The sequence below is a fragment of the Agromyces sp. MMS24-JH15 genome, assembly GCF_043518605.1.
In the GTDB taxonomy this organism is placed as follows: Bacteria; Actinomycetota; Actinomycetes; order Actinomycetales; family Microbacteriaceae; genus Agromyces.
Genome location: NZ_CP171358.1, coordinates 749,590 through 774,842 on the forward strand (window position 1 = coordinate 749,590; position 25,253 = coordinate 774,842).

The following is a 25,253-nucleotide window of genomic DNA, read 5'->3' on the forward strand; positions in this document are numbered from 1 at the left end:
ATGCGCATCTTCGACCCGCACATCCACATGACCTCGCGCACCACGGACGACTACCGCGACTTGTACGCCGCGGGCGTGCGCGCGCTCGTCGAGCCGTCGTTCTGGCTCGGCCAGCCGCGGACGAACGTCGGGAGCTTCACCGACTACTTCGACGCGCTGATCGGCTGGGAGCGGTTCCGCGCCGCCCAGTACGGGATCCGCCACCACGCCACGATCGGCCTGAACCCGAAGGAGGCGAACGACCCGCGGTGCCGCGAGGTGCTCGACGTGCTCCCCCGGTACCTCGGCAAGGACGGCGTCGTCGCCGTCGGCGAGACGGGCTACGACTCGATGACCGAGGCGGAGGAGGAGGTGTTCCAGGTCCAGCTCGAGCTCGCGAAGCGGTTCGCCCTGCCGGTGCTCGTGCACACCCCGCACCGCGACAAGGCGTCGGGCACCCGCCGCACGCTCGACGTCGTGCGCGAGTCGGGCGTCGCGCCCGAACTCGTCGTCGTCGACCACCTGAACGAGACGACGGTCGCCGACGTCGCCGACAGCGGCTGCTGGATGGGCTTCTCGATCTATCCCGACACGAAGATGGACGAGCACCGGTTCGTCGCGATCCTGGGCGAGTACGGAACGGACCGGATCCTCGCGAACAGCGCCGCCGACTGGGGCCACTCCGACCCGTTGAAGACGCTCGCGACCGCGCACGCGATGCTCGCGGCCGGGTTCACGGCCGACGACGTCGACACCGTGCTGTGGCGCAACCCCGTCGCGTTCTACGGGCGGAGCGGGCGGCTCAACCTCGACCCGGTGCCCGGCTTCGAGGGCGCGGATGCCCCGGCCGAGGCTCGCGTCGTGCCCGCGCCGATCCCGGGCACGACGTTCGAGGGCAACTCGGTGCTGCGGGGGGTGCCGGCCTGATGGACCTCTCCTACTGCACGAACGTGCACCCCGCCGAGGACCTCGACGGGGTGCTCGACCAGCTCGCCCGGTACGCGGGGCCCGCCCGCCGCGCGGCCGGGCTCGACCGCCTCGGCGTCGGGCTCTGGCTGCCCGCGCCGCTCGCCCGGCAGCTGGCGACCGACGACTCGGCCCGCGAGCGGCTCCGCGCGGGCCTCGCGGTCGACGGCCTCGAGGTCCGCACGATCAACGCCTTCCCGTACACCGCGTTCCACGCCGAGGTCGTGAAGCTCGACGTCTACCGGCCCGACTGGACCGACCTCCGGCGGGCCGAGTACACGCTCGACTGCGCGAGCGTGCTCGCCGACCTCCTGCCCGAGGGCGCGGACGGCAGCATCTCGACGCTCCCGCTCGCGTGGCGGACGCCGTGGACGACCGACGACGACGAGCGCGCCGAGGCGGTCCTCGCGATCGTGTCGGCCGGCCTGCGCGAACTCCGCGGACGCACCGGGCGCACGATCCGGCTCGCGATCGAGCCCGAGCCCGGCTGCGTGCTCGACACCGTCGCGGACGTCGTCGCGTGGCTCGCGCCGCGCCTGTCCCGGGACGGCGCCGCCGAGCCCGGTCGGATCGACGGCGAGTTCGTCGGCATCTGCCTCGACGCGTGCCACCTCGCGGTCTCGTTCGCGGACCCGGAGGCGGCCGTCCGCGCGGTCGGGGCGGCGGGCATCCGGATCCCGAAGATCCAGGCGTCGGCCGCGCTGCACGTCGAGTCCCCCGCCGACCCCGACGCGCGCGCCGCGCTCCGCGAGTTCGCCGAGCCCCGGTACCTGCACCAGACGCGAGCCGCGACGGCGGCGGGGGTCGTCGCGGCGGACGATCTCCCGGAGGCCCTCGACGGACTGCCCGACGACGCCCCGTGGCGCGTCCACTTCCACGTGCCGCTCCACCTCGCGCCGGCGGCGCCGCTGGCATCGACCACCGACGTCCTGCGTCGTGCGGTCGCCGCCGTGCGCGAGCTCCCCGACGGGGACACGGCCCACCTCGACGTCGAGACCTACACCTGGGCGGTCCTGCCGGGCGGCGTCGACGACCTCGCGAAGGGCATCGCCGCCGAGCTCCGCTGGGCGGCCGGGGTCCTCCTCGGCGACGCGGAGGACGGCGGGGGCGCACCCGTCTCCGCCCCCGCCTCCGCCTCCGCCTCCGCGGTCGAGGCGGTGGCCTCGTGACCCGCGTCCTGCTGCTCGACGTCGTCGGGCTCACCGCCACCGCGCTCGCGCACATGCCGCGACTGCGTGCGCTGGCGGCGGCCGGGGCGACCTCGCAGCTCGGCACGGTGCTGCCCGCGGTCACCTGCTCGGTGCAGTCGACCATGCTCACGGGGCTCGCGCCCGCGCAGCACGGCATCGTCGGCAACGGCTGGTTCCACCGCGACATCGGCGAGGTCAACCTCTGGCGCCAGCACAACGCGCTCGTCGAGGGCGAGAAGGTGTGGGAGACGGCCAGGCGGCACTCGCCCGGCTTCACGACCGCGAACGTGTGCTGGTGGTACGCGATGGGCGCGAGCACCGACGTCACGGTCACCCCGCGGCCCGTCTACCACGCCGACGGGCGCAAGTCGCCGGACTTCTACTCGCGGCCGCCCGCGATCCACGATCGGTTGACCGGCGAGCTCGGCGACTTCCCCCTGTTCAGGTACTGGGGGCCGACGGCGTCGATCGAGTCGAGCCGGTGGATCGCCGAGGCGACGCGATCGGTCCTGCGCGAGGAATCCTCCGACCTGGTCATGGCGTACCTGCCGCACCTCGACTACGACCTGCAGCGCTTCGGGCCCGACTCCGCCGAGGCCGACCGGGCGGCGGCGGAGCTCGACGCCGTGCTCGCGCCGCTGCTCGACGACGCGACGGCCGCGGGCGCGACCGTCGTCGCCGTCGCGGAGTACGGCATCGCGCGCGCCGACCGACCGGTCGACGTGAACCGCGCGCTGCGGCGCGCCGGGCTGCTCGAGGTGCAGGTCCAGCAGGGCCGCGAGCTCCTCGACCCCCTGGCGTCGCGGGCGTTCGCCGTGGCCGACCACCAGGTCGCGCACGTGTACGTCGCCGACCCGTCCGACGTCGCCCGCGTGCGCGCGGTGCTCCGCGACCTCGACGGCGTCGACGAGGTGCTCGATCGTGCCGAGCAGGCTCGATACGGGCTCGACCACCCGCGGTCGGGCGAGCTCGTCGTGGTCGCGGAGCCCGGCGCCTGGTTCACCTACTACTACTGGCTCGACGACGACCGGGCACCGGACTTCGCGCGCGGCGTCGAGATCCACAAGAAGCCCGGCTACGACCCGGCCGAGCTGTTCTTCGACCCGGCCGACCCGTTCGCGAAGCTCCGGGCCGGGTTCGGCCTCGTGCGCAAGAAGCTCGGCCTGCGCTACGCGATGGACGTCGTCCCGCTCGACCCGACGCACGTGCGCGGCACGCACGGGCGCCTCCCCGAGTCGAGCGCCGACACCCCGCTGCTGATCTGCTCGGACGCGACCCTGCCCTTCTGGGACGACGCGCGGGATCTCGTGCCCGCGGCCCGGGTCCGCGACCTCGTGCTCGAGGCGGCGGGCGTCCCCGCACCGGCGACGGCGTCGTGAGCGGGGCCGTCGCCTCGGTCGAGGAGGTCGTGCTCGTCGACGACGACGGCACCGCGATCGGCACGTTCGACAAGGCGCTCGTCCACGGGACCGACACCCCGCTGCACCTCGCGTTCTCGTGCTACGCCTTCGACCGCGACGGGCGGATGCTCCTGACCAGGCGCGCCCTCGCGAAGCGCACCTGGCCCGGCGTCTGGACGAACGCGTGCTGCGGGCACCCGCTGCCGGGCGAGGATCCCGCGGCCGCGGTGGTCCGGCGCGTGCGCACCGAGCTCGGCGTCGAACCGCGAGACCTCCGCCTCGTGCTGCCCGACTTCCGCTATCGCGCGGTCGACGCGAGCGGGATGGTCGAGCACGAGGTGTGCCCGGTGTACTTCGCCGAACTGCCCGACGCGCTGCGGCCGGACCCCGACGAGGTGCTGGCGACGGCGTGGACACGGCCGGCCGACTTCCTCGCGACGGCCGAGCGCACGCCGTTCGTGCTCAGCCCGTGGAGCGTGCTCCAGGCGGCCGAGTTCCGCCGGCTCGGGGTGTTCGCGGCCTGACCGGGGCGCGCCGCCTCGCGGGTCAGCCGCGTTCGGCGTGGCTCAGGACCCAGGAGTGCATGGCGATCGCGGCGGCCGCGCTCGCGTTCAGCGACCTGGTCGAGCCGTACTGGGTGATCTCGACGACCGCGTCGGCCGCGGACTGCGCCTCGGCCGAGAGCCCGGGGCCCTCCTGCCCGAACAGCAGCACGCAGCGCTCGGGCCACGCGAACGCCTCGATCGGCACCGCGCCGGGCACGTTGTCGACGGCGATGACGGGGAGGGATGCCCCGTGCGCCCACGCCGCGAAGGATGCGACGTCCTCGTGGTACTCGAGGTGCTGGTAGCGGTCGGTGACCATCGCGCCGCGCTTGTTCCAGCGGCGCCGGCCGATGATGTGGACGGTGTCGGCGGCGAACGCGTTCGCGCTGCGCACGATCGAGCCGATGTTCATGTCGTGCTGCCAGTTCTCGATCGCGACGTGGAACGCGTGCCGGTGCTCGTCGAGGTCGGCGACGATCGCCTCCATCCGCCAGTAGCGGTAGCGGTCGACGACGTTCCGGCGGTCGCCGTCGCGCAGGAGTTCGGGGTCGTAGCGCGGATCGTCGGGCCACTCGGCCTCGCCGCCCGCCCACGGGCCGACGCCGTGCCCGGGGAGCAGGGGCTCGTCGGGTTCCAGCGAGCGCTCGTCGGGGTCCGGGGCATCCACGCACCCACCGTATCCTCGGGCGCGCAGCGCGCGGGCATCCCCGGGCGCGCAGCGCGCGGACATCGCCAGCGTGCCGCGCGCAGCGCGCGGACGCGAATAGTCGTTCTCGGCCCGCCGAACCGACCGGATGCGTCCGCGCGACGTCCCGCGGGGGACTTTTCGGCGCACCGAAAACCCCCTATGATTTCGGCATGCCGAAAACTCTCGAGGGCGAGCAGCGGAGCACCCCGACGCGACCGGGCACGACGACGCCGGGCACGACGACACCGGGCACCACGCGGACCTCCGTCCCGCGCGTCGCGTGGCTGCTCGGCCCCGCGCTCGTGGCCGGCGTCGCCTACCTCGACCCCGGCAACGTCGCGAGCAACATGACCGCGGGCGCCCGATACGGCTACCTGCTCGTCTGGGTCGTGGTGATCGGCAACGTCATGGCGTGGCTCATCCAGTACCTGTCGGCGAAGCTCGGCGTCGTCACCGGCCGGAGCCTGCCCGAGGTCCTCGGCGAGCGGATCCGCAACCGCTGGGGGCGCCGCGCCTACTGGCTGCAGGCCGAGCTCGTCGCGATGGCGACGGACCTCGCCGAGGTGATCGGCGGCGCGGTCGCGCTCAACCTCCTCTTCGGCGTCCCGCTCATCTGGGGCGGGCTCATCACCGGAGCGGTGTCGATCGCCCTCCTCGTGCTGCAGCAGCGACGCGGTGCGCGGCCGTTCGAGTTCGTGATCATGGGCCTGCTCGTGATCATCGCGATCGGGTTCAGCGTCGGCGTCTTCGTCGCACCGCCCGACCCGGCCGCATTCGCCGCCGGGCTCGTGCCCCGATTCGAGGACGCGGGATCGGTGCTCCTCGCGGCCTCGATCCTCGGCGCGACGATCATGCCGCACGCGATCTACGCGCACTCCGCGCTCGCGCGCGACCGGTTCTCGGGACGCCCGGTCGGCGGGCGCGCCGCGACCGACGAGCGGGTGGATGCCCCGGCCGAGCCGTCACCGGATGCCCCGGCCGAGCCCTCGCCGGATGCCCCGGCCGCCGCGCGAACGGACGCCCCCCGCACCCGCCGCGGCAGCACCCTCGGCCTCCCGACCGCCGTGCTGGTCCGCGCCACCCGGGTCGACGTGACGGTCGCGATGGCCATCGCTGGAACCGTGAACCTCTGCATCCTGCTGCTCGCCGCCGTGAACCTCGCCGGCGTCGAGGGCACCGACAGCCTCGAAGGCGCGTACGCGGCGATCGGCGTGACGCTCGGCCCGGTCATCGCGACCCTGTTCGCGGTCGGCCTCCTCGCCTCGGGGCTCGCATCGACGTCGGTCGGCGCCTATGCGGGCGCCGAGATCATGCACGGGCTGCTGCACGTCCGGATGCCGCTCCTCGCCCGCCGGCTGATCACGCTCGTTCCGGCGCTCGCGATCCTCGGCGCCGGCTTCGACCCGACCCTCTCGCTCGTGCTCAGCCAGGTCGTGCTCAGCTTCGGGATCCCGTTCGCCCTCATCCCGCTCGTCGTGGTCACGGCGAAGGCGGGCGTGCTCGGGAAGTGGCGGAACCACTGGGCGACGACCGCGGCGGGCATCGCGTCGTCGGCGTTCCTCATCACGCTGAACGGCGTGCTGCTCTGGCTGGTGTTCACGGGCGCGTAGGCCGCGGGAGGTTCCAGCCCACAGGAGGAGACCGTCCCCGATCGCCGCACGGAAGGCGATCGGGGACGGTCGTCGGGTGGCCGGGGCATCCACTCGACCCGCGCGCCGGACGCGCGAGGCGAGGATGCCGCGACCGGTCTATCGGCGGGCGCTGAAGGCGTGCGTCCAGGTGCTCGTCGTGCCGTCGGCGATCGAGAAGCCCGCCTTCGGCACCGCCGTCACGGTCACGCTCGCGCCCTTCGCCGGCCGGTGCAGGCCGAACGCGACCCGCTCGCCGTCGAGGTAGTAGTCGAACTCCCGGTCGTAGGGGATCACGACGAAGTCGAGCAGCGCGAGCGCCGGATCGATGAAGATCGGCTTCGCCGCGGTCGCGGGGCTCGTCCACACCGGGATCGCCGAGAAGTCCATGTCGCTCGCGAAGTAGTACGACGTGTACGCCGGCTGGTTGTACGTCGTCTGCTGGCGCGCGGTCTCGGCGCGGTACTGGATGTCGTGCATGAGCGTCGGCAGCTTGTGCGTCGTCGGCTCGGTCGAGACGAGGAACCGGAGCGCCGTCGAGTCGGCGGTCCGGAGGATGAGCTCCTCGCGCCAGTCGCCGAGCACGTCCGCCACGAGGGACGGATTGCCCTTCGTGCCGTTGTTCGTGGCGGTCCCGGTCGCCGTGACGAGCCGGCCGCGCACCCAGTCGTCGATGGTCGGCGTGACGGGCGTCGTGCCCGCGAGGCCGCCGCCGACGATCTGGGTCGTCAGGTCGCCCGCCCAGCGGATCGACATGTTCGTGCCGGGCGTCTTCGACTCGAGCGGCTGACCGCTCGCGCTGAGCAGGCCGGAGCCGAGCGTGCCGTCGGGCATGCTCGCCCACACCTCGATGCCGGGCACGTCGGGCCGGACGTCGCCGATCATCGCGCGTCCGGTGTCGCGCCCGGAGTACGAGCCGAACAGGGTCGCGCCGGTCGCGGCATCCCGCATCGCCGAGCCGAACGGCGCGCCGGTCGCGCCCTCGTGGGCGGTCCACACCTCGACGCCGGCGCGCACCGGGTCGATGTCGGTCACGTGCATCGCGTCGCCGTGGCCGAGCCGGACGACCTGGCCCGCACCCGGGCTCTGGGGCGGCAGCACGTCGAACGAGCTGTACAGGAGCCCGCCGTCGTCGTCGATCGTCGCCGAGCCGTAGACGATCTCCTGCCGGCCGTCGCCGTCGACGTCGGCCGCCGAGAGCGAGTGGTCGCCCTGCGTGGTGATCGTGCCGTAGACCGGGTCGGTGCCGTCGCGGCCGTGCGGGCCGTCGTTGAACGGGTTCGACAGGGGCACGTGGCCGCTGTCGACGAACCAGCGCTGCGCGAGGTGCTCGCCGTCCCAGTCGTAGGTCGCGATCGTGGTGCGCGTGTAGTAGCCGCGCGCGAACACGGCCGACGGGTGCTGCCCGTCGAGGTACGCGACCCCCGAGAGGAACCGGTCGACGCGGTTGCCGGGCTCGACGCGGGCCATCGCGTAGTCGCCCCAGAGCAGGCCGTCGTCGCCGCGGCCGGGCACGTACGGGACCGTCTCCTTCTCCTCACCCGTGGCGGAGTCGAACACGGTCAGGTACTCGGGGCCGTCGACGATGAAGCCCTCGAAGTTCCGCAGCGCGTTCCGCGTCGAGCGCGCCGGCGCGACCTGGTCGATGTACACGTCGACGAGGTCCTCCGCGCTCTCGCGCGACAGCGGGTACTCGTGCGCGACCGGGATGCCCCACGCCTCCTCGAGCGTCGCGGGCCACTGCCCCGACTGCACCTCGGGCCGGTCCGACCAGCCCTGGAACACGTCGGCGAGGTGCGCGGCGAAGTCGGCGGCGCTCAGCCGGTAGTCGTCGGCGTGGCTGTAGCCGGCCGCGAGGTCGGCCTCGGGCATGGTGACGTACGACTCGGCGGCGACCGTGCCGTCGGCGGCGTAGCGGATCGACTTCGTGCCGGGCGCGGTCTTCAGCAGGGTCTCGCTGCGGCCGTCGCCGTCGAAGTCGTAGACGAGGAACTGCGTGTAGTGCGCGCCGGCGCGGATGTTCACGCCGAGGTCGATGCGGTTGAGCAGCGTGCCGTCGAGCTCGTACGTGTCGAGGTAGACGGGCCCGGTGTACCCGACCTGGGAGACGTCCTTCGAGTTCGACGGGTCCCACTTGACGACGTACTCGTACTGGCCGTCGCCGTCGACGTCGCCGACGGACACGTCGTTCGCGCTGTAGGTGTAGGGCTCGCCTCCGGCCCCCCAGATCACGCCGCCGGGCGTCACGCCGTCGGCGGGCTTGCGGAGCGGGAGGTCGTAGTAGCCCTGCGCCCACGGCGAGACGGGCGAGGATGCCTCGAGCTCGATGCCGTTCACGACGGGGGCGACGGCGTACTGCGAGGTCGCCTGCCCGTTGGGGTCGGCCCAGGTCGTGCTGTCGGTCACGACGCCGAGCCGCTGCCCGTCGCGGTAGACCGCGAAGTCGGGGCCGGCGACGCCGGTGTCGGTCGCACCGGTCGCCTCGGTGCCGAGCAGGCGCCAGCTGAGGAAGACGCCCTCGCTGGTCGACACGGCGACGAGGCCGCGGTCGAGCGCCTCGAGCTGCGGGGCCGCGGACGCTCCGCCGCCACGGGCGGCGTGGACGGGCACGGCGGCCTGCGCCGGCGCGGAGACGCCGGCGACGAGGCATCCGACGGCGGCCGCCGTCAGGAGCGCGCGGAACGGATGGGTTCGGAGGTTCATCGTCGAATCCTTCGGTCGGGTCCGGGGCCGGTCGGCCCCTGCGGTCCGCGCTGGCGCGCGGATGGGATAACGCTTTCCGTGCGGGATCGACCGTAGTCCCCCGGATGGGGGAGGGTCAAGCCCTGAATGCAACGTTTCAAACCGCCCGCCACGGCCGCTCCGGCACCGCGCCGGTATCCTGACGACGATGCCCAACGGCCAGAGCCCCGCGATCGAGGACTACCTGAAGACGGTGTACGCGCACACCGAATGGCAGCCCGACCCCATCACCCCCTCGGTGCTGGCGGGCCGCCTCGGCGTCGCCCCGTCGAGCGTCACCGAGATGGTGAAGAAGATGGCCGCGCAGGGCCTCGTGACCCACGTGCCCTACGGCGCCGTCCGGCTCACCGACGACGGGCGACTCCGCGCGCTCGCCGTCGTGCGCCGCCACCGGCTCATCGAGACCTGGCTGGTCCGCGAGATGGGCTACGCGTGGGACGAGGTGCACGATGAGGCCGAGGTGCTCGAGCACGCCGTGAGCGACCGCCTGCTCGAGGCGATCGACGCCCGCCTCGGCCGCCCGTCGCACGACCCCCACGGCGACCCGATCCCCGCCGCCGACGGCTCGATCCAGCGGGAGCCGTTCCGCCTCCTCGCCGACGCGCCCGTCGGCCACCTCGGCCGCGTCATCCGCATCAGCGACCGCGACCCCGCGATCCTGCGCGCCCTCGATGAGGCCGGCATCGGCCCCGGCGTCGCGATCCGGGTCTCGGATACCTCCGCCGACGCGCTCATCGTGCGCGCGGGCGCCGATCCGGCGCCGCTCCGGCTCGACCGCGCCGTGTCCGAGGCGATCTGGCTCACCGCCTGATCCCGTCGCGCCGGCCGCGGGGTGGCCGTCGCGACCGCGGGGTCGCCGTCGCGACCGCGGAACGCACGCGGGACGGCGACCAGCATCAGGGACATCCCGGATGATCCGGGACCCTCCGCGGGCGACCATGGAAGAGCGTCGGGGACGGGCCCCGATGTGCGGCGGGTCGACCGTCGCCCGGTGCGCGGCCTCACGGGCCTCGCTGCAGGACCCGGCGGACCCACCGCACGGGGAACGGAGGCATCATGACGACGAATCGGCCGGAGCCCAGCTCGCGGGGCTGGAGCGTCGCGTGATCCTCGTGATCGCCGGCCGTGCTGACGAGCACGCGGCCGCCGTGATCGGACGACTCGACGAACTCGGCCGCCGCGTGGTGCAACTCGACACCGCGGACCTCGGCGACAGCTCGTCGCTCGAGCTCTCGTTCGGCGGCGGCCACCACCCCGTGCTCACGCTCCGCCTCGCCGACGGCGACGTGGACCTCACGCGCGCGGGCACCGGCTGGTGGCGCCCGGCGACCGGCGCGACCTCGCTCCGGGTCGCCCTGTCCTCGTCCGAGGCGGCCGCGCGCCGCGAGTCGCGCGCCGTGGTCGACGGCGTGATCGCCTCGCTCGCCGTCGACTGGCTGAACCCGCCGGCGGCCGACGTCGTCTCGCGACGGACGCTCCTGCAGTGGACCGTCGCGGCCGAGCTCGGCTTCGCCCTCCCCCGCACCATCGTCACGCGCGACGCCGAACGGGCGGGCGAGTTCGTCGCCGCCGCCGAGGCCGAGGGCTCGGGCATCATCACGAAGTCGCTCCGCGCGCGCGGCGACGGCGTGCGCGAGACCCACCTCATCGGCGCGCAGGACCTCGACCGGCTGCGCGACGCGCGCCGCCCGCCGACCCTGCTCCAGGAGTACGTCGAGGGCGTGGACCTGCGCGTGACGGTCGTCGGCGAGCGGGTGTTCGCCGCCGAGGTCCTCACGCCCGCGGGCGAGGCGCCCTGGGCCGCCAGGAACGGCGCGGTGGATGCCCCGCTCCGCCCGGTCGAGCTCCCCGGCAGCCTCGGTGCGGCGCTCGTCGGACTCGTCCAGCGCCTCGGCCTGGGGCTCGCGACGGTCGACCTGCGGCGCGGCACCGACGGGCGCCACGTGTTCCTCGACATGGATCCGACCGGGGAGTGGCTCTTCGTCGAGCGACGGACCGGCCTGCCGATCACCGACGCCGTCGCGCACGCGCTCGCGGTGCGCGACCGGTCCGGCTGCGGCGCCGGGGCCTCGGGTCCGGCGGTCCTCACGGCGTGACGCCGGCCGTTCGGCCCGTACGCTGGACGCATGGGACGACGCGATGAGGTCGAGTGCTGGCTGACCGACATGGACGGCGTGCTCGTGCACGAGAACCACGCGCTGCCGGGCGCCGCCGACCTGCTCCAGCAGTGGGAGGACGCGGGCACGCCCTACCTGGTGCTCACGAACAACTCGATCTTCACGGCCCGCGACCTGTCGGCCCGGCTGCGCGCCTCGGGCCTGAACGTGCCCGAGGACCGCATCTGGACCTCCGCGCTCGCGACCGCCGACTTCCTGAAGCAGCAGCTCCCCGGCGGCTCGGCGTTCGTCATCGGCGAAGCCGGCATCCTCACCGCGCTGCACGACGCGGGCTTCATCATGACCGAGACCGATCCCGACTTCGTCGTGGTCGGCGAGACGCGCAACTACTCGTTCGAGGCCATCACGAAGGCGATCCGGCTGATCGGCAACGGCGCCCGGTTCATCGTCACCAACCCGGATGCGACCGGCCCGAGCGTCGACGGCCCGCTGCCGGCGACCGGCGCGATCGCCGCGCTCATCACGAAGGCGACCGGCAAGGAGCCCTACGTCGTCGGCAAGCCGAACCCCATGATGTTCCGCTCGGCGCTCAACAAGATCGGCGCGCACTCCGAGAACACCGCGATGATCGGCGACCGCATGGACACCGACATCGTCGCGGGCATCGAGGCGGGCCTGCACACCGTGCTCGTGCTCACGGGCATCAGCGACCAGGCCGAGATCGAGAAGTACCCGTTCCGCCCCTCGGAGATCGTGGACGGCGTGTTCGAGCTCGTCGCGACCGACCCGGTCGAGACCGAGGCGTAGCCGCGGCGGGGTCGCCCCCGCCGCGGCCGTCGGCGGCCGTCAGGCCGCAACCGCCACGTCGCCGGGCCCGACCTCGAGGCGCTCCCGGAGTTCGGGGTCGAGGTCCAGCTCGGCCGCGCCGAGCACCTCCTCGAGCTGCGCGACGTTCGACGGACCGGTCACCGGGATCGCCGGCACCTCGCGCCCGAGCATCCATGCCAGGGCGACCTGGTTCGGCGTCGCTCCGGCCTCGCGCGCGACCGCGTGCAGCAGCCGGATGCGCGCGTGCGTGGTGGGGTGGTCGACGCCGGCGGAGAGCGGCTTGTCGGCGCGCGTGAGCGCTCCCTGGTGGAGCGGCGAGTACGCGGTCACGGCGAGCGGCGGCCGGCCGTCGACCCCGGTGGATGCCGCGTACGAGAGCAGCTCGGGCGTCACGACGTTGCTCAGGTCGATCCGGGGCGCCGGGTAGATGTAGCTGTACTGCTGCTGCACGAGGCCGTACGGCGCGACGCCCTGGCGGATGGCCTCCTCGCGCGCCTCCACGAGGCGCCAGAGGGCGACGTTCGAGATGCCGCTGATGCCGATGATGCCGTCGCGCTGCAGGTCGCCGAAGGCGCCGACCGTCTCGGCGAGCGGCGTCGCCCGGTCGTCGACGTGGCCGTAGAGCACGTCGATCCGGTCGACGCCGAGATGTCTCGCGCTCTCTCGCGCCTCGCGGTGGACGACCGCCGGGCTCAGGCCCTGGAAGTTCGTCGGCTCGGTGTTCGCGAGCGGGAGCGCGGGGTCCGCCTTCGCGGCGCCGAGCTTCGTCGCGATCCGGAGCCCGTCCGGGCGGCCGCGGCTCGCCAGCCACCGCCCGATCACGTCCTCGCTGTCGCGGCCGTACCCGAGGCCCCAGGCGTTGTAGTTGTTCGCGGTGTCGATGAACGTGCCGCCGGCCTCGACGAACCGGTCGAGGATCGCGAACGAGGTCGCCTCGTCGATCCTCGTGCCCATCCACATCGTGCCGAGGCAGATCGTCGAGACGTCGAAGGCGGTTCGGCCGTCGCCGATGGTGCGGTAGCGCATGGGTCTCCTCCGTGTACCGTGACGCCTGCGGCGCCCGTCGGGTTCGACGCTACGGGCGGATCGGTTCGGGCATACACTCCAATCGAACGCGATCTGGCCAGACCAATTCAGCGGGGAGGGGCGAGCGGATGCCGCGTGCGGGCGACGAACGGCGCGGCGGAGCGGCGCTCGCGTGGGAGACGCTCCTGCCCCTCGGCGACGGGCCCGACCCGCTCCGCGACCGCCTCGAGCGGAGCATCCGCGACGCCGTGCACCAGGGTCTCGTGCCGCCGGGCTCCGCGCTGCCGCCGAGCCGGCTGCTGGCCGAGACCCTCGGCGTCTCCCGGTGGGTCGTCACCGAGGCCTACGGGCAACTGGTCGCCGAGGGATTCCTCGAAGCCGTCGTCGGATCGGGCACGAGGGTGGCCGCGCATGCGGGGCACCGGCCGGGCGGCCCGTCCGGCGCGACCCGGGCGACCCCAACCGACCCCGACGACGCAGCACCCCCGCTCCGCGCCGAGTACCGCCGCCCGAGGTTCGACCTCGGGCCCGGCATCCCCGACCTCCGCCACGCGCCGCGCGCACGATGGGTCGACGCACTCCGGCGCGCGCTCGACCGCGCGCCCGACGCCGAGCTCATCGTGCTCGACCCGCTCGGGCACCCGCTCGCGCGGACCGCGGTGGCCGGGTACCTCGCCCGATCGCGGCGAGCCGTGATCTCGCCCGACGACGTCGTGATCACCCATGGGGCGACCGACGGCATGGCGGCCATCGTCGCCGGGCTGCGCGCGGCCGGGCACCGCAGCCTGCTCGTCGAGGACCCGAGCTGGGGCCGGCTCCGCGACCTCGCCGCCTCCGCCGGCCTCACGCCCGTGCCGGTCCCGGTCGACGACGAGGGCGTCGACGTCGAACGCCTCGTCGCGGCATCCGCGCGGACCGGCGCGCGCGCCGCGCTCGTGACGCCCGCCCACCAGTTCCCGCTCGGCGCCGCGCTCTCACCTACGCGTCGCGATGCGATCGTGCGGTGGGCGCACGAGGTCGACGGCGTGCTCGTCGAGGACGACTACGACGCGGAGTTCCGTTACGACCGCCGTCCGATCGCCGCCCTGCAGGGCCTCGCGCCCGACCGGGTCGTGCTCGTCGGGTCGCTGTCGAAGTCCGTGGCGCCGGCGCTGGGGCTCGGGTGGACGGTCATGCCGGAGTCCATCCGACGCCGGATCCCGCTCCCCGACCGTTCCCGCCCGTCGGTGCTCGACCAGCTCGCGCTCTGGCAGTTCATCGCCTCGGGCGACCTGGAACGGCACCTGCGGGCCGCACGCGGACGGTTCCGCCGCCGGCGCTCGGCGCTGCTCGACGCGCTCGCGCGCGAGTTGCCCGACCTCGCGGTCTCGGGGATCGCGGCCGGCATGCACGCCGCGCTCGAACTGCCCGAGGGCGTCTCGGCGCGCGCCGTGCGGCGCGCGGCGGCCGAACTCGAGGTCGCGGTGTCCGACCTCACCCGATACCGGGCGACGGCTCCGGTGGGCTCCGGCCAGCCCGACTCGCTCGTCATCGGGTACGGCAACCTGTCGGACGCGCTCGTCGACGAAGCCGTCGCGCGCCTGGCCGCGGCGATCCGATCCGTCGCGGCTGCGCCGGCCGACGCACGGCCCCAGCCCCGGCCCCAGCTCCGGCCCTGAGGGGCGACCGGCCTCACGGCCGCAGTTCGAGCTCCCGCCCCCGATCCCAGTCCTCGGTCCAGCCGAGCGCGGTCAGCAGTTCATCGAGGAGGCCCGCCGTGAACCCCCACACGAGGTGCTCGACGCCCGCGACCGCGAGCTGCCAGGCGGGACCCCGCCAGACGTCGCCGCCGCGCCGGATCACGGTGGTCACGCGATTCGCCGGGTCGAGCAGGTCGGCCACCGGCACCCGGAACACGTGCGAGCTCTCGGCCTCGTCGACCACGCCGACCGGCGACTGCCGCGCCCACCACCCGAGCACGGGCGTCACGACATGCCCCGACACCGGCACGGGGATCGACGGCAGGCGACCGAGCACCTCGACGCCCGAGGCATCCAGCCCGGTCTCCTCGCGCGCCTCGCGCAGGGCCGCGGCGATCTCGTCCGCGTCCGTGGCGTCGATCCGGCCGCCCGGGAACGCGACCTGCCCCGCGTGCGTGCTGAGCGTGGGCGCCCGCTCGAGCAGCAGCAGGTCGAGGTCGCGCGACACGACGGCCGCCTCCGCGTCACGGCCGGCGGGCGTGCCGTCGAGCACGCCGAACAGGATCAGCACGGCCGCGGGGCGCGGATCCGGGCGCTGCGGGATGCCCCGGGTGTGGCCCCAGTCCGCGAACAGGTCGGCACGGCCGGCGAGCGCCTCGAGCTCGTCCCGCGCGGTGCGCATCGACGACGACGGCGTGGTCATCCTTCGAGGCTAGCCCCGATCGGTTCGCGTCGGTCCGCGATCCGGCTCGCAACCCGGCGGGGCGGGGCCGAGACGCCCGAGCGGGACATCCGGACCCCGGATGCCCCGCTCGGGCTCGCGCGTCAGGCCGCGCCCGCGCCGACCGTCTCGGGGAATCGCAGCGGCGGGACCGGGACGTCGAGGTTCGCTCCGCCCCGGTACCGGGCCGCGAGGTGCGTGTCCGGCAGCCGGTCGCCCCGCCCGAACACCCGGTCGCGCAGGCTCGTCGCCGCCTCCGACGGATCGGGCAGCCGTCCGCGTCGCCGCAGCTCGGGGACGACGAGCTCGGCGAAGTCGCGCGCGGTGTCGAACGAGTGGTACTGGCGCAGGTTGATGCCGTCGACGCCATCCTCGTCGAGCCAGCGCTCGATCTCGTCCGCGACGACCTTCGGCGTGCCGACGACGTGGAAGCGCTCGCGGCGCCCGCCCACGAGGCGGTCGAGGAGCTGCCCGACCGTGAGGTGCAGCGGCAGGAACGACGAACGCGTGAGCTCGGTGCCCGATCGCGCGATCGCCTCGGCGACCGTGATTTCGCGCGGCGCGAGCGTGAGGTCGACGGGCAGGCTCGAGTGCGCGAGGTAGCCGTCGATCGACGCGTGCTCCTGGTAGGTGCGCCACTTGTCGGCGGCCTCCTCCTCGGTGCGTCCCACGACGACGACCGCGCTCGCGATCGCCTTCACGTCGTCGGCTGCGCGCCCGTTGCGCACGGCCGCGTCCTGGATCGCCTGCCGGTTCCCGCGGAACTCCTCGGTCGTCCGGCCGCCGGTGAACACGAGCTCGGCGTGCCGTCCGGCGAACTCGACGCCCGCGGGCGACCCGGTCGCCTGGAAGAGCAGGGGCGTGCGCTGCCTCGAAGGATGCACGATGTGGGGCCCGGCGACCCGGTGGTTCTCGCCGACGTGGTGGATGTAGCGCACCTTCGACGGGTCGGTCGCGATGCGCCGCTCGCGGTCGTACACGACCGCGTCGTCATCCCACGAGCCCTCCCACAGCTTGTAGACCACGTCGAGGTACTCGTCGGCGAGCTCGTACCGGCGGTCGTGCGGGATCTCGCCGTCGAGGCCGAAGTTGCGCGCGGCGTTCGGCAGGTAGCTCGTGACGATGTTCCAGCCGAACCGGCCCTTCGTGAGGTGGTCGAGGGTCGACGCGCGGCGGGCGAACGCGAACGGCGGTTCGTACGTCGTGGAGAACGTGACGCCGAAGCCGAGTCGCTTCGTGACCGCGGCCATGGCGGGCACCACGAGCAGCGGGTCGAGGTTCGGGCTCTGCAGGCCCTCGCGCAGGGCGGTCTCCGGCCCGTCGCGGAACACGTCGTACGCACCGATCACGTCGGCGAGGAACACCGCGTCGAACCCGCCGTCCTCGAGGATCCCGGCGAGCTCGGTCCAGTACTCGAGCTCGTCGAACCGGTGGCGGTTGTTGCCGGGCAGCGGCCAGAGTCCGTGCGAGATGTGGCTGATGCACGCCATCTCGAACAGGTTGAGGATGAGCTGCTTCTTCTCGGTCATGCGCCTACTCCTGCCTGCTCGGATGCCCCGGTCGGAATGGATGCCTCCGGCTCCGCCGCGGCGGTCGCCGTCGCCGTGGTGGTCGCGGTCGCCGTCGCCGTCGCCGCGGCGAAGATGCCCAACGGGTCCGCCCCGTTCAGCAGCACGTCGCCGATCACGCGCTCCTTGTAGATGCGCGGGTTGTGCGAGGTGAGCGTGCGGGCGTTCCGCCAGTGCCGGTCGAGCGCCGCCTCGCGGCGCACGCCCGACGAGCCGAGCGCGTCGAAGACCAGGGTCGCGGCCTGCAGCGCGGCGTCCGCGACCGTGATCTGCGCCTCGTACACGGCGACCGCCGCCCGCCGCGCCTGCTGCTCGACGTCACCGCCGGAGACGACCGCGTCGTGCACGCCGTCGATCGCACGGGCCCCGCGTGCGACGGATACCTCGGCCGAGCCCGCGTACGCCGCGATCCGCCCCACGACCTGCTGCACCTGGGCATCGGCGCGCGGCTGCTCGGCCAGGCCGTGCGGGTAGGCGCGCGCACGCGCGAGCACGCCCGCCACGGCCTCGTCGCGGACCGCACGGGCGATGCCCGCCAGGGCGGCGAGCAGCACGAGCTGGTAGATCGCCTCCTGCGACACGAACCGGTCCTCGAACGTGAACACGTCGCCGTCGGCCACGACGACCTCGTGCAGCCTCGTCGTGCCGCTGCCGGTCGCCCGCTGGCCGAACCCGTCCCAGTCGTCGACGAGCTCGACGCCCTGGGCACGCGCGGGGACGAACGCGATCACGGGGACCCCGTCGTCGGCGAGCGCGAGCACGCCGACGTGGTCGGCGTAGATCGATCCCGTGCTGTAGTACTTCGCACCGTTCAGCACGAGCCGGCCGTCGACCCGCTCGAGACGGGTCTCGCCGAGCATCGACGCGGTGCCCGTCTCGCTCCACGCGCCCCCGATCACGGTGCCGTCGGCGATGCGGCGCACCCAGTCGCGATCGCGGTCGGTGCCGCCCGCGAGGCGGTCCTCGACGAACGCGATGTGGTTCCGCCAGATCTGGGGCTGGTTCGAGTCGGCCGCCGCGAGGTCGACCAGCAGGTCGAAGAACTCGGCGGTGTCGAGGCCGCCGCCGCCGAGCTCGACGGGCACGCGCAGCGCGCCGAAGCCGGCCGCGGCGAGCGCGGCGACCTCGTCGTGCGGGCGCGTGTCATCGCGCTCGTGCGCGAGCGCCCGCTCGGCGATCGATGCGAACAGCGGGGCGAACCGCTCCCGCGTGACGGCGAGCCGGTCGATCCGGGCGGCCTCGACGCCGGTCATGCTTCGACGCCGACCGTCTCGGACGCGGGGTCCGTCGACTCCGGGGCATCCACCGACTCCGGGGCATCCACCGGCTCCGAGGCATCCGCAGCGCCGCCCGCGGCCCAGCCGCCGGGCGCGAACGCCCCGCGGTACCGCGCCGCCGGGTGCCGCTCGTTGAGGCGCGCCTCGCCGAAGAGTCGGCCGCGGAGCGTCGACTCGGGGCCGTACTCGCGCTGTGCGAGGCCGCGCTCGCGCAGCACCGGCAGCACGCGGTCGGCGAACTCCTCGAACGAGCCCGGGATCACCCAGTTGATGACGTTGATCCCGTCGACGCCGGCGGCCTGCCACTCCTCGAGCGCATCGGCGATCTGCTCGGGCGTGCCGACGAGCCGCGTCGAGCGCGAGATGAGCAGGGCGACGTCGCGCACGAGCGGTTCGCGGTCGGTGATCGCCTTCACGGCCCACTCGACGAGCCCCTTCGCGGTGTTCGTGTCGACGTCCTTGATGGGCGTCTCCGGGTCGTAGACCCGCCCGGTCTTGTCGACGAGCGCCGAGTGCGCGAGGTAGCCGTCGACCGAGACGTACTGCTCGTACTCGGCGGCCTTGGCCCGGGCCTCCTCCTCGGTGTCGCCGATGACGAACGACAGGCCCTGGAAGAACTTGATGTCCTCCGCGCGGCGCCCGACCTCGACGGCCTGACGGCGCGTGTCGTCGATGAGCTGCTTCGCGACGGCCGGCGTCGGCGCGATGATGAACGTCGCCTCGGCGTGCTTCGCGGCGAACGCGCGGCCCGAGGTCGACGATCCGGCCTGGTAGAGCACGGGCGTGCGCTGCGGCGACGGCGAGGGCAGGTGCGGCCCCTGCACCGAGTACCGCTCCGACTCGTGGTTGATCTTGTGGATCTTCGTCGGGTCGGAGTAGATGCCGCGCTCGCGGTCCTTCAGCAGGGCGCCCTCGTCCCACGAGCCCTCCCAGAGCTTGTACGTCACGTCGACGTACTCCTCGGCCCACGCGTACCGCTCGGTGTGGTCGGTGAGGCGCGGGAAGCCGAAGTTGCGCGCGCCGTTGTCCTGGACCCCGGTCACGATGTTCCACGCGACGCGACCCTTCGAGATGTGGTCGATCGTCGAGACCTGCCGTGCGAACTGGTACGGGTGGCTCTGCGCGACGTTCGACGTGAGCGCGATCCCGATCCGCTCGGTGTGGACCGCGAGCGCCGCGACGAGCGGGATCGGGTCGTTCGAGGGAATCTGGAGGCCCTCGCGGATGTACACGTCGAAATCGGCGTCCGCGTCGCCGTACACGCCCGCGACGTCGGCGAAGAAGAGCGCGTCGAACTTCGCCGCCTCGAGCTTCTTCGCGAGGTCGATCCAGAGCTCGACGTTCTCGAAGTCGACCTGGCCGGCGTCCGGCCGGCGCCACTGGCCGTGGTGGATGTGGGAGTTCGTGTTCATCACGAACGCGTTGAAGTGCAGCGGAGTGGTCATGCGTGGCTCCTCGGTTCGAAGGCGGGAATGGAGGCGATGAGGCGGCGCGTGTACTCGTGCGCCGGCTCGTGGAAGATCTGGTCGGGCGTGCCCTCCTCGACCACGCGGCCGTCCTTCATGACGAGGACGCGGTGGCTGAGGTGGGCGATGACGCCGAGGTCGTGCGAGATGAACAGGTACGACAGCCCGAGACGACGCTGGAGCGCCACGAGCAGGTCGAGGATCTGCGCCTGGATCGTGACGTCGAGCGCCGAGACGGCCTCGTCGAGCACGACGATGTCCGGCGACGTCGCGAGCGCGCGCGCGATCGCGATGCGCTGCCGCTGGCCGCCCGAGAGCTTGCGCGGGAAGCGGCGGAGGACGGCGTCGGTCAGGCCGACCTGGCCGAGCAGCTCGTGCACGCGCGCGCGGCGGGCGGCCGCGGTCGGCTGCGCGCCCGCCGGGAGCGCGTCGAGCAGGATGCGCTCGACGTTCCAGCGCGGGTCGAAGCTCGACAGCGGGTCCTGCGAGACCACCGCGATGCGCGAGCGCCGCGCCCGCCGCCTGGGCTCGCGGAGCTCCGACCACGGCTCGCCGAGCAGCGTGACCGAACCCGCGTCCGCGTCCTCGAGCGCGAGCGCGATGCGACCGGTCGTGCTCTTGCCCGACCCGGATTCGCCGACGATGCCGAGCGTCTCGCCGCGGTGGAGCCGGAACGACACGTCGTCCACCGCGGTCGTGACGGCGCCATCCGGAGTCCGGAAGTGCTTCACGAGCCCGGTCGCCTCGAGCACGACGGTGTCGAGCACCTCCGGCTGGGGCGGCGCGTCGGCCAGCAGCGCGGCGCCCTCCGGGCTGAGCGCGCGTCCGCGCGTGTCCTCGTCCGGCACCGCGGCGATGAGCGCCCGGGTGTACTCCTCGCGCGGCTCGCGGAGCACCTGTCCCGCCGGACCCTGCTCGACGACGCGGCCGTCCCGCATGACGACGATGTGGTCGGCCAGCTGGGCGACGACCGACAGGTCGTGGCTGATGAGCAGGATCGACGACCCGCGGCGCTTGGCATCCTCGAGCAGGGCGAGCACCTGGGCCTGGACGGTGACGTCCAGCGCCGTGGTCGGCTCGTCGGCGATGACCACGTCCGGGTCGAGCGCGAGCGCCGAGGCGATGAGCGCCCGCTGGCGCAGGCCGCCGGACAGCTGGTCGGGACGCTGCCGTGCACGCCGCTCGGGTGCCGGCACGCCGACCGCGTCGAGCAGCTCGATCACCTTCCGGCGCCGCGAGGCGCGGTCGCCCCAGCCGTGCAGGCGCAGGCTCTCCTCGATCTCCGCGCCGACCGGCCGGAGCGGGTCGAGCGAGACGAGCGCGTCCTGCAGGATGAACCCGACCTCCTTGCCCCGGATGCCCCGCCACCGGCGTTCGCCGAGCCTGCGGACGTCATGCCCGTGCAGGACGAGTTCGTCGGCGCGGACGTGCGCGCCTCGACCGGTGAGGCCGACGACGGTCCTGGCCGTGACCGACTTGCCCGATCCCGACTCGCCGACGATCGCGACGCACTGGCCGGGGTCGAGGTCGAACGAGACATCCTGCACGATCGGCCGGATGCCGTCCGCCGTCTCGAAGCCGACCGACAGGCCGCGCACGCGCAGCCGCGTGCGGAACCCGGGCAGGTCGTCGATCTCGGCGGCGAGGGCCGGCCCCGCCTCGGACTCGATGGTGCTCATCATCTCTCCCCCTTCTCGAGGAACGACTGCAGGTGGCGCCCGAGCGTGGTCGTCGTGAGGGCGAGCAGCACGATCACGAGGCCGGGGATCACGGTGAGCCAGGGCGCGACGGTGATGTACCCGCGTCCGGCGTCGAGCAGCGCACCCCACTCGGGTGCGGGCGGCGCGATGCCGAGGCCGAGGAACGACAGGCTCGATGCCCACACGATCGACTGCCCGATCGACAGCGCGAACACTGCGACGAGCGGTCGGAGCGCGTTCGGCAGGATGTGCCGTCGGAGGATCCGCTCGCGCGAGTGCCCGAGCGCGACCGCCGCCTCGACGTAGGGCGAACCCTTGGCGGCGAGGACCTGGCCGCGCACCATGCGCGCGTACCCGGGCGCCGTGCCGAGTCCGACGGCGAGGACGAGCGTGAGCGCCGACGGCCCGAGCACCGCGATGAGCAGCAGCGAGAGCAGCAGGGCGGGGAACGCGAAGGCGACCTCGAGCGACCAGCCGACCAGGCCCGCGACGAACCGGTTCCCGAGCGCGGCGAGCCCGCCGAGCACGACCGCGAGCGTCAGGCTCACGCCCGCAGCGCCGATGCCGACGCCGAGCGACGCGGCCGTGCCGTGCACGACCCGCGCGTAGAGGTCGCGCCCGGCCTCGTCGGTGCCGAACCAGTGCTCGGCCGACGGCGGCTGCAGGGTCGCCTCGAAGTCCATCGCGTACGGCCCCTGCGCGGACAGCAGGTGCGGCCACAGCGCGGCGACCGCGAACACGACCGTCGCGGCGAGCGCGGCGTACCGGTCCCACTGGATCCGCGCGAGCCGGTGCGCGACCGTGATCCTGGCGTTCGTGCGTTCGGCGACGGCGGTCATGCGGTCCTCCTGAGGCGCGGGTCGATGAGCACGTAGGCGAGGTCGACGAGCAGGTTCGCGAGCACGTAGAAGCCGGCGATGAGCATCACGATCCCGATCACGACGGGCATGTCCTGGCTGCTGACCGCGGTCACGAGCACCTGCCCGATGCCGGGCCGGGCGAACACCGACTCGACGACGACCGCACCGGAGAGCGTGGCGCCGAGCGCCCACCCGGTCAGGGTGACCGCGGGGAGCACGGCGTGCCGGAGCACGTGCCGGAGGCGGATGGCGACGTCGGCCATGCCGCGCGTGCGCGCGGTGAGCACGAACGGGGCATCCAGGGCGCGTTCGAACTCGGTCCGCGTCGCCTGCCCGAGGAACCCGGCGAGCGGGATCGCGAGCGTGAGCGCCGGGAGGACGATCCCGATGGGCCCCGTGCCGCCGATGACCGGGAACCACCCGATCGTCAGGGCGAACACGAGCAGCAGGATGATCCCGAGCCAGTAGTGCGGCAGGCCGGCGGCCACCGTGTCGAAGAAGCCGCCGACGGCGTTCACCGACGGCCCGCGGCCGGCGGTGAACGTCACCCAGGCCACCATGATGATCCACGCGAAGACGATCGCGGTGAGCGAGAGCACGATGGTCGCGCCCAGCTGGTCGGCGATGATCGCGCCGACCGGCCGGTGCTGCTGGTAGGAGGTGCCGAGGTCGCCCACGAGCAGGCCCTTGAGGTACGACAGGTACTGCACCACGAGCGGATCCTGGAGGTGGTACTCCGCCCGGATGGGCGCGAGTTCCTCGGCCGTGCGCTCGACCGCCTGCCCTGCGCGGATGTTGAGGATCACGGTCGCCCGGTCACCCGGCAGCGACGCCTGCGCGAAGAAGGCCGCCGTGGCCGCGCCGAGCAGCACCAGGACGGCGCCGACCAGCTTCCGGGCGACGAGCCTCAGTGCCGCGAGGCCCCGCGGGGGCCGCCCCGGTTCGACCGGGGCGGCACCGCCGCCGAGCACCGCGCCCGTCGACGAGGCGACGTCACTGGACGAAGTGCGCGTCATAGAAGGTCGGTCCTCCCTGTGCGTTCTCCTGCCGGACGTCCTTCAGGTCGGGCGCGACGGCGAGCGTGGAGAGTCGGTCGTAGACGCCGATCGCGAGCGCGTGGTCGGCGATGTACTCCTGCGCCTGCCCGTAGAGCTCGTTCTGCCGATCGACATCGGGCTCCGAGTTCGCCTCCAGGATGATCGCCTGGAGCTCGGGGTAGTCGGTGAACGACGCGTTCCAGTGGTTCGCGTTGCCGCCGGTGCCGGCGCCCCAGTTGATCTGGAGGATGCCGCTCGTGACCGCCGTCCAGTAGCCGGGGTAGATGTCCCGCTCGTCCGGCTTGCTGTAGGCGCCCGCGAAGGCCTCGGCCTGCGGCACCGGGATCAGGTCGACCTCGAAGCCGACCTTCTCGGCCTGCTCCTTGACGCCCTGCAGGATGGATGCCCCGTCGGCGTTGATGATCGAGCCCGCGAAGTACGGCAGCGTCACGTGGAGGGGCTGTCCGTCCTTCTCGCGCGTGCCGTCGCCGTCCTCGTCGGCCCAGCCGGCCTCGTCGAGCAGCTCGTTCGCCTGGTCAGGGTCGTAGGAGTACCGGTTCGCGGCATCCTCGCTCCAACCGGGCGTGGTCTGGCTCACGCCGCCGTTGCCCTCGTAGGGGATCACGCCCTGGCCGATCGATTCGACGATCTGCTCGCGGTCCAGGGAGTAGGCGAAGGCCTGGCGCACGAGCTCGTCCGTGAACGGACCCTGCGAGGTGTTGAACGTGAGCTGCTGCGGACGCCCCGGGGTGATGTACTTGTGCAGCTCGAAGCCCGCGTCGCCGGTCGGCTTCCACTGCACTGCGGGCACGTCGTAGATCGCGTCGAGCTCGCCGCTCTTCAGTGCGGCGACGCGCGTGGTGGCGTCGGCGATGAACTTCCAGACCACCTCGTCGACGTAGGCGGGCCCGGTGTGGAGGGCGTTCGCGGGCGGCGACGTGTAGTCGGGGTTGCGCTTCAGCACGATCTCCTGGCCACGCGTCCAGTGGTCGACGGTGAACGCGCCGCTGCCGATGGGGGCGGCGCAGTTGTCCTCGTCGCTGCGGGTCTCGAGCGCCTCCTGCGACTGGATGCCGAAGTAGCCCTGCGTCAGGTTGTCCGCGAGGCGCGGGTACGGCTTGGAGAGGTTCACCTGCACGGTGAGGTCGTCGACGGCCTCGGCCGACTCGTAGTAGCCGCCGAGCCAGGCGAAGGCGGTGCTGTTCCCGCCGTTGTTCACCCAGTGGTCGAAGTTGAAGGCGACCGCCTCGGCGTCGACGTCGGTGCCGTCGGTGAACTTCACGTCGGGCTTCAGGACGAAGGTCCAGTGCAGCCCGTCGTCGCTCACGCTCCACTCCTGGGCGAGCCACGGCACCACCTGGTGGTCCTCGTCGAGCGCGACGAGGCTGTCGAGCACGTTGTAGCTCAGGTAGGACTGCTCGATCCATCCGCCGAAGACGCACGCCGGCTCCTGCTGGTGGCCGTAGACGATCGTGCCGCCGTCGACGGGATCGTCGCCCGCGGCGGTACCGGTGGTGCCCGCGCAGCCGGCGAGCGCGATCGTCGCGGCGGTGCCGATGGCGATGAGCGCGAATGCGCCTGGTCGTGTGGTCATGGGGGTGCTCCTCCGGGATGTGCCGGGTCTGGGGTGGTGGACTCGGCGAAGCTACGCGGCGCCCGCAGGAGTCCGCCACGCGACCGCGTCACACGGGTCACGGCGGGTCACGGCCCGTCAACCGAGGTCACGGGACGTCGCGGAGGGCTCCGATCCCGGGGGCTCGGATGACGCATGATGACGCTCGACGAGCCGGGTCAGGGGGTCGTGGGTACGACGCGCGGCGTCATGATGGACGACCG

Annotated in this window: 20 protein-coding genes; 9 read left to right on the forward strand and 11 right to left on the reverse strand. The window is 73.3% G+C overall.

Annotated features, from left to right (window positions below):
- Genes ACDF64_RS03385 through idi form a run of 4 tightly spaced genes read left to right on the forward strand, consistent with a single transcriptional unit; the run spans position 1 to position 4,059 of the window.
- Positions 1-906, forward strand: coding sequence for a TatD family hydrolase (locus ACDF64_RS03385; RefSeq protein ID WP_394553408.1), 906 nt, complete (start codon positions 1-3; stop codon positions 904-906).
- The gene (gene eboE / locus ACDF64_RS03390; protein WP_394553409.1) at positions 906-2,114 is read left to right on the forward strand and encodes a metabolite traffic protein EboE; all 1,209 of its coding nucleotides are present in this window, start codon (positions 906-908) and stop codon (positions 2,112-2,114) included. The genes ACDF64_RS03385 and eboE overlap by 1 nt, the downstream gene beginning before the upstream one ends.
- Positions 2,111-3,514 carry an alkaline phosphatase family protein gene (locus tag ACDF64_RS03395; RefSeq protein WP_394553410.1) on the forward strand — a complete coding sequence of 468 codons (1,404 nt, stop codon included), beginning with the start codon at positions 2,111-2,113 and terminating at the stop codon, positions 3,512-3,514. The genes eboE and ACDF64_RS03395 overlap by 4 nt, the downstream gene beginning before the upstream one ends.
- On the forward strand, positions 3,511-4,059 hold the full coding sequence (gene idi, locus ACDF64_RS03400) for an isopentenyl-diphosphate Delta-isomerase (protein ID WP_394553411.1): 549 nt from the start codon (positions 3,511-3,513) through the stop codon (positions 4,057-4,059). Before ACDF64_RS03395 ends, idi begins: the two co-directional genes overlap by 4 nt.
- A gap of 22 nt (positions 4,060-4,081) precedes the next feature.
- On the opposite strand, the gene ACDF64_RS03405 is transcribed toward idi, so the two are convergent.
- The gene (locus tag ACDF64_RS03405) at positions 4,082-4,747 is read right to left on the reverse strand and encodes a TrmH family RNA methyltransferase (protein WP_394553412.1); all 666 of its coding nucleotides are present in this window, start codon (positions 4,745-4,747) and stop codon (positions 4,082-4,084) included.
- Positions 4,748-4,938: 191 nt separating this feature from the next.
- Here ACDF64_RS03405 and ACDF64_RS03410 point away from each other — a divergent pair, with 191 nt between their 5' ends.
- A complete protein-coding gene (locus ACDF64_RS03410; RefSeq protein ID WP_394553413.1) occupies positions 4,939-6,378 on the forward strand; it encodes an Nramp family divalent metal transporter in 1,440 nt (479 codons plus the stop codon).
- Between the two features lie 138 nt (positions 6,379-6,516).
- Here the strand turns inward: ACDF64_RS03410 and ACDF64_RS03415 are convergent, their stop codons facing one another.
- Positions 6,517-9,099 carry a rhamnogalacturonan lyase gene (locus ACDF64_RS03415; RefSeq protein WP_394553414.1) on the reverse strand — a complete coding sequence of 861 codons (2,583 nt, stop codon included), beginning with the start codon at positions 9,097-9,099 and terminating at the stop codon, positions 6,517-6,519.
- A 187-nt stretch (positions 9,100-9,286) separates the two neighbouring features.
- On the opposite strand from ACDF64_RS03415, the gene ACDF64_RS03420 reads away from it, so the two are divergent.
- The 3 genes from ACDF64_RS03420 (at position 9,287) to ACDF64_RS03430 (ending at position 12,062) form a co-directional block, all read left to right on the forward strand.
- Entirely contained in the window at positions 9,287-9,949 is a 663-nt protein-coding gene (locus ACDF64_RS03420; RefSeq protein WP_394553415.1) for a metal-dependent transcriptional regulator, read from the forward strand.
- 292 nt (positions 9,950-10,241) lie between these two features.
- Complete coding sequence (locus ACDF64_RS03425) at positions 10,242-11,234, forward strand: RimK family alpha-L-glutamate ligase (protein ID WP_394553417.1); 993 nt, start codon at positions 10,242-10,244, stop codon at positions 11,232-11,234.
- A 30-nt stretch (positions 11,235-11,264) separates the two neighbouring features.
- The gene (locus ACDF64_RS03430; RefSeq protein ID WP_394553418.1) at positions 11,265-12,062 is read left to right on the forward strand and encodes an HAD-IIA family hydrolase; all 798 of its coding nucleotides are present in this window, start codon (positions 11,265-11,267) and stop codon (positions 12,060-12,062) included.
- A 39-nt stretch (positions 12,063-12,101) separates the two neighbouring features.
- Here the strand turns inward: ACDF64_RS03430 and ACDF64_RS03435 are convergent, their stop codons facing one another.
- A complete protein-coding gene (locus ACDF64_RS03435) occupies positions 12,102-13,109 on the reverse strand; it encodes an aldo/keto reductase (RefSeq protein WP_394553419.1) in 1,008 nt (335 codons plus the stop codon).
- A 128-nt stretch (positions 13,110-13,237) separates the two neighbouring features.
- On the opposite strand from ACDF64_RS03435, the gene ACDF64_RS03440 reads away from it, so the two are divergent.
- Entirely contained in the window at positions 13,238-14,767 is a 1,530-nt protein-coding gene (locus tag ACDF64_RS03440; RefSeq protein WP_394553420.1) for a PLP-dependent aminotransferase family protein, read from the forward strand.
- 13 nt (positions 14,768-14,780) lie between these two features.
- Here the strand turns inward: ACDF64_RS03440 and ACDF64_RS03445 are convergent, their stop codons facing one another.
- From ACDF64_RS03445 to ACDF64_RS03480, 8 genes are all read right to left on the reverse strand, one after another.
- Positions 14,781-15,491: an NUDIX hydrolase gene (locus tag ACDF64_RS03445; RefSeq protein WP_394553421.1), complete on the reverse strand. Its 711-nt coding sequence runs from the start codon at positions 15,489-15,491 to the stop codon at positions 14,781-14,783.
- A 122-nt stretch (positions 15,492-15,613) separates the two neighbouring features.
- On the reverse strand, positions 15,614-17,038 hold the full coding sequence (locus ACDF64_RS03450; RefSeq protein ID WP_394553422.1) for an NtaA/DmoA family FMN-dependent monooxygenase: 1,425 nt from the start codon (positions 17,036-17,038) through the stop codon (positions 15,614-15,616).
- A complete protein-coding gene (locus ACDF64_RS03455; protein ID WP_394553423.1) occupies positions 17,035-18,330 on the reverse strand; it encodes an acyl-CoA dehydrogenase family protein in 1,296 nt (431 codons plus the stop codon). Before ACDF64_RS03455 ends, ACDF64_RS03450 begins: the two co-directional genes overlap by 4 nt.
- Positions 18,327-19,799, reverse strand: a complete 1,473-nt coding sequence (locus ACDF64_RS03460) for an NtaA/DmoA family FMN-dependent monooxygenase (protein ID WP_394553424.1) — start codon at positions 19,797-19,799, stop codon at positions 18,327-18,329. The genes ACDF64_RS03455 and ACDF64_RS03460 overlap by 4 nt, the downstream gene beginning before the upstream one ends.
- Positions 19,796-21,502, reverse strand: a complete 1,707-nt coding sequence (locus tag ACDF64_RS03465) for a dipeptide ABC transporter ATP-binding protein (protein ID WP_394553425.1) — start codon at positions 21,500-21,502, stop codon at positions 19,796-19,798. Before ACDF64_RS03465 ends, ACDF64_RS03460 begins: the two co-directional genes overlap by 4 nt.
- Complete coding sequence (locus tag ACDF64_RS03470; RefSeq protein WP_394553426.1) at positions 21,499-22,359, reverse strand: ABC transporter permease; 861 nt, start codon at positions 22,357-22,359, stop codon at positions 21,499-21,501. The genes ACDF64_RS03465 and ACDF64_RS03470 overlap by 4 nt, the downstream gene beginning before the upstream one ends.
- Positions 22,356-23,396 (reverse strand): ABC transporter permease, encoded by a 1,041-nt coding sequence (locus ACDF64_RS03475; protein WP_394553427.1) that lies wholly within the window; start codon positions 23,394-23,396, stop codon positions 22,356-22,358. Before ACDF64_RS03475 ends, ACDF64_RS03470 begins: the two co-directional genes overlap by 4 nt.
- Positions 23,374-25,011 (reverse strand): ABC transporter substrate-binding protein, encoded by a 1,638-nt coding sequence (locus tag ACDF64_RS03480; protein WP_394553429.1) that lies wholly within the window; start codon positions 25,009-25,011, stop codon positions 23,374-23,376. Before ACDF64_RS03480 ends, ACDF64_RS03475 begins: the two co-directional genes overlap by 23 nt.
- Positions 25,012-25,253: the final 242 nt, after the last annotated feature.

Excerpts from the sequence above, each read along its gene's own strand:
- ACDF64_RS03385 (WP_394553408.1), top strand. The coding sequence starts at position 1 with ATGCGCATCTTCGACCCGCACATCCACATGACCTCGCGCACCACGGAC.
- eboE (WP_394553409.1), top strand. The coding sequence starts at position 906 with ATGGACCTCTCCTACTGCACGAACGTGCACCCCGCCGAGGACCTCGAC.
- ACDF64_RS03410 (WP_394553413.1), top strand. The coding sequence starts at position 4,939 with ATGCCGAAAACTCTCGAGGGCGAGCAGCGGAGCACCCCGACGCGACCG.
- ACDF64_RS03415 (WP_394553414.1), bottom strand. The coding sequence starts at position 9,099 with ATGAACCTCCGAACCCATCCGTTCCGCGCGCTCCTGACGGCGGCCGCC.
- ACDF64_RS03420 (WP_394553415.1), top strand. The coding sequence starts at position 9,287 with ATGCCCAACGGCCAGAGCCCCGCGATCGAGGACTACCTGAAGACGGTG.
- ACDF64_RS03430 (WP_394553418.1), top strand. The coding sequence starts at position 11,265 with ATGGGACGACGCGATGAGGTCGAGTGCTGGCTGACCGACATGGACGGC.
- ACDF64_RS03435 (WP_394553419.1), bottom strand. The coding sequence starts at position 13,109 with ATGCGCTACCGCACCATCGGCGACGGCCGAACCGCCTTCGACGTCTCG.
- ACDF64_RS03440 (WP_394553420.1), top strand. The coding sequence starts at position 13,238 with ATGCCGCGTGCGGGCGACGAACGGCGCGGCGGAGCGGCGCTCGCGTGG.
- ACDF64_RS03445 (WP_394553421.1), bottom strand. The coding sequence starts at position 15,491 with ATGACCACGCCGTCGTCGTCGATGCGCACCGCGCGGGACGAGCTCGAG.
- ACDF64_RS03450 (WP_394553422.1), bottom strand. The coding sequence starts at position 17,038 with ATGACCGAGAAGAAGCAGCTCATCCTCAACCTGTTCGAGATGGCGTGC.
- ACDF64_RS03455 (WP_394553423.1), bottom strand. The coding sequence starts at position 18,330 with ATGACCGGCGTCGAGGCCGCCCGGATCGACCGGCTCGCCGTCACGCGG.
- ACDF64_RS03460 (WP_394553424.1), bottom strand. The coding sequence starts at position 19,799 with ATGACCACTCCGCTGCACTTCAACGCGTTCGTGATGAACACGAACTCC.
- ACDF64_RS03465 (WP_394553425.1), bottom strand. The coding sequence starts at position 21,502 with ATGATGAGCACCATCGAGTCCGAGGCGGGGCCGGCCCTCGCCGCCGAG.
- ACDF64_RS03470 (WP_394553426.1), bottom strand. The coding sequence starts at position 22,359 with ATGACCGCCGTCGCCGAACGCACGAACGCCAGGATCACGGTCGCGCAC.
- ACDF64_RS03475 (WP_394553427.1), bottom strand. The coding sequence starts at position 23,396 with ATGACGCGCACTTCGTCCAGTGACGTCGCCTCGTCGACGGGCGCGGTG.
- ACDF64_RS03480 (WP_394553429.1), bottom strand. The coding sequence starts at position 25,011 with ATGACCACACGACCAGGCGCATTCGCGCTCATCGCCATCGGCACCGCC.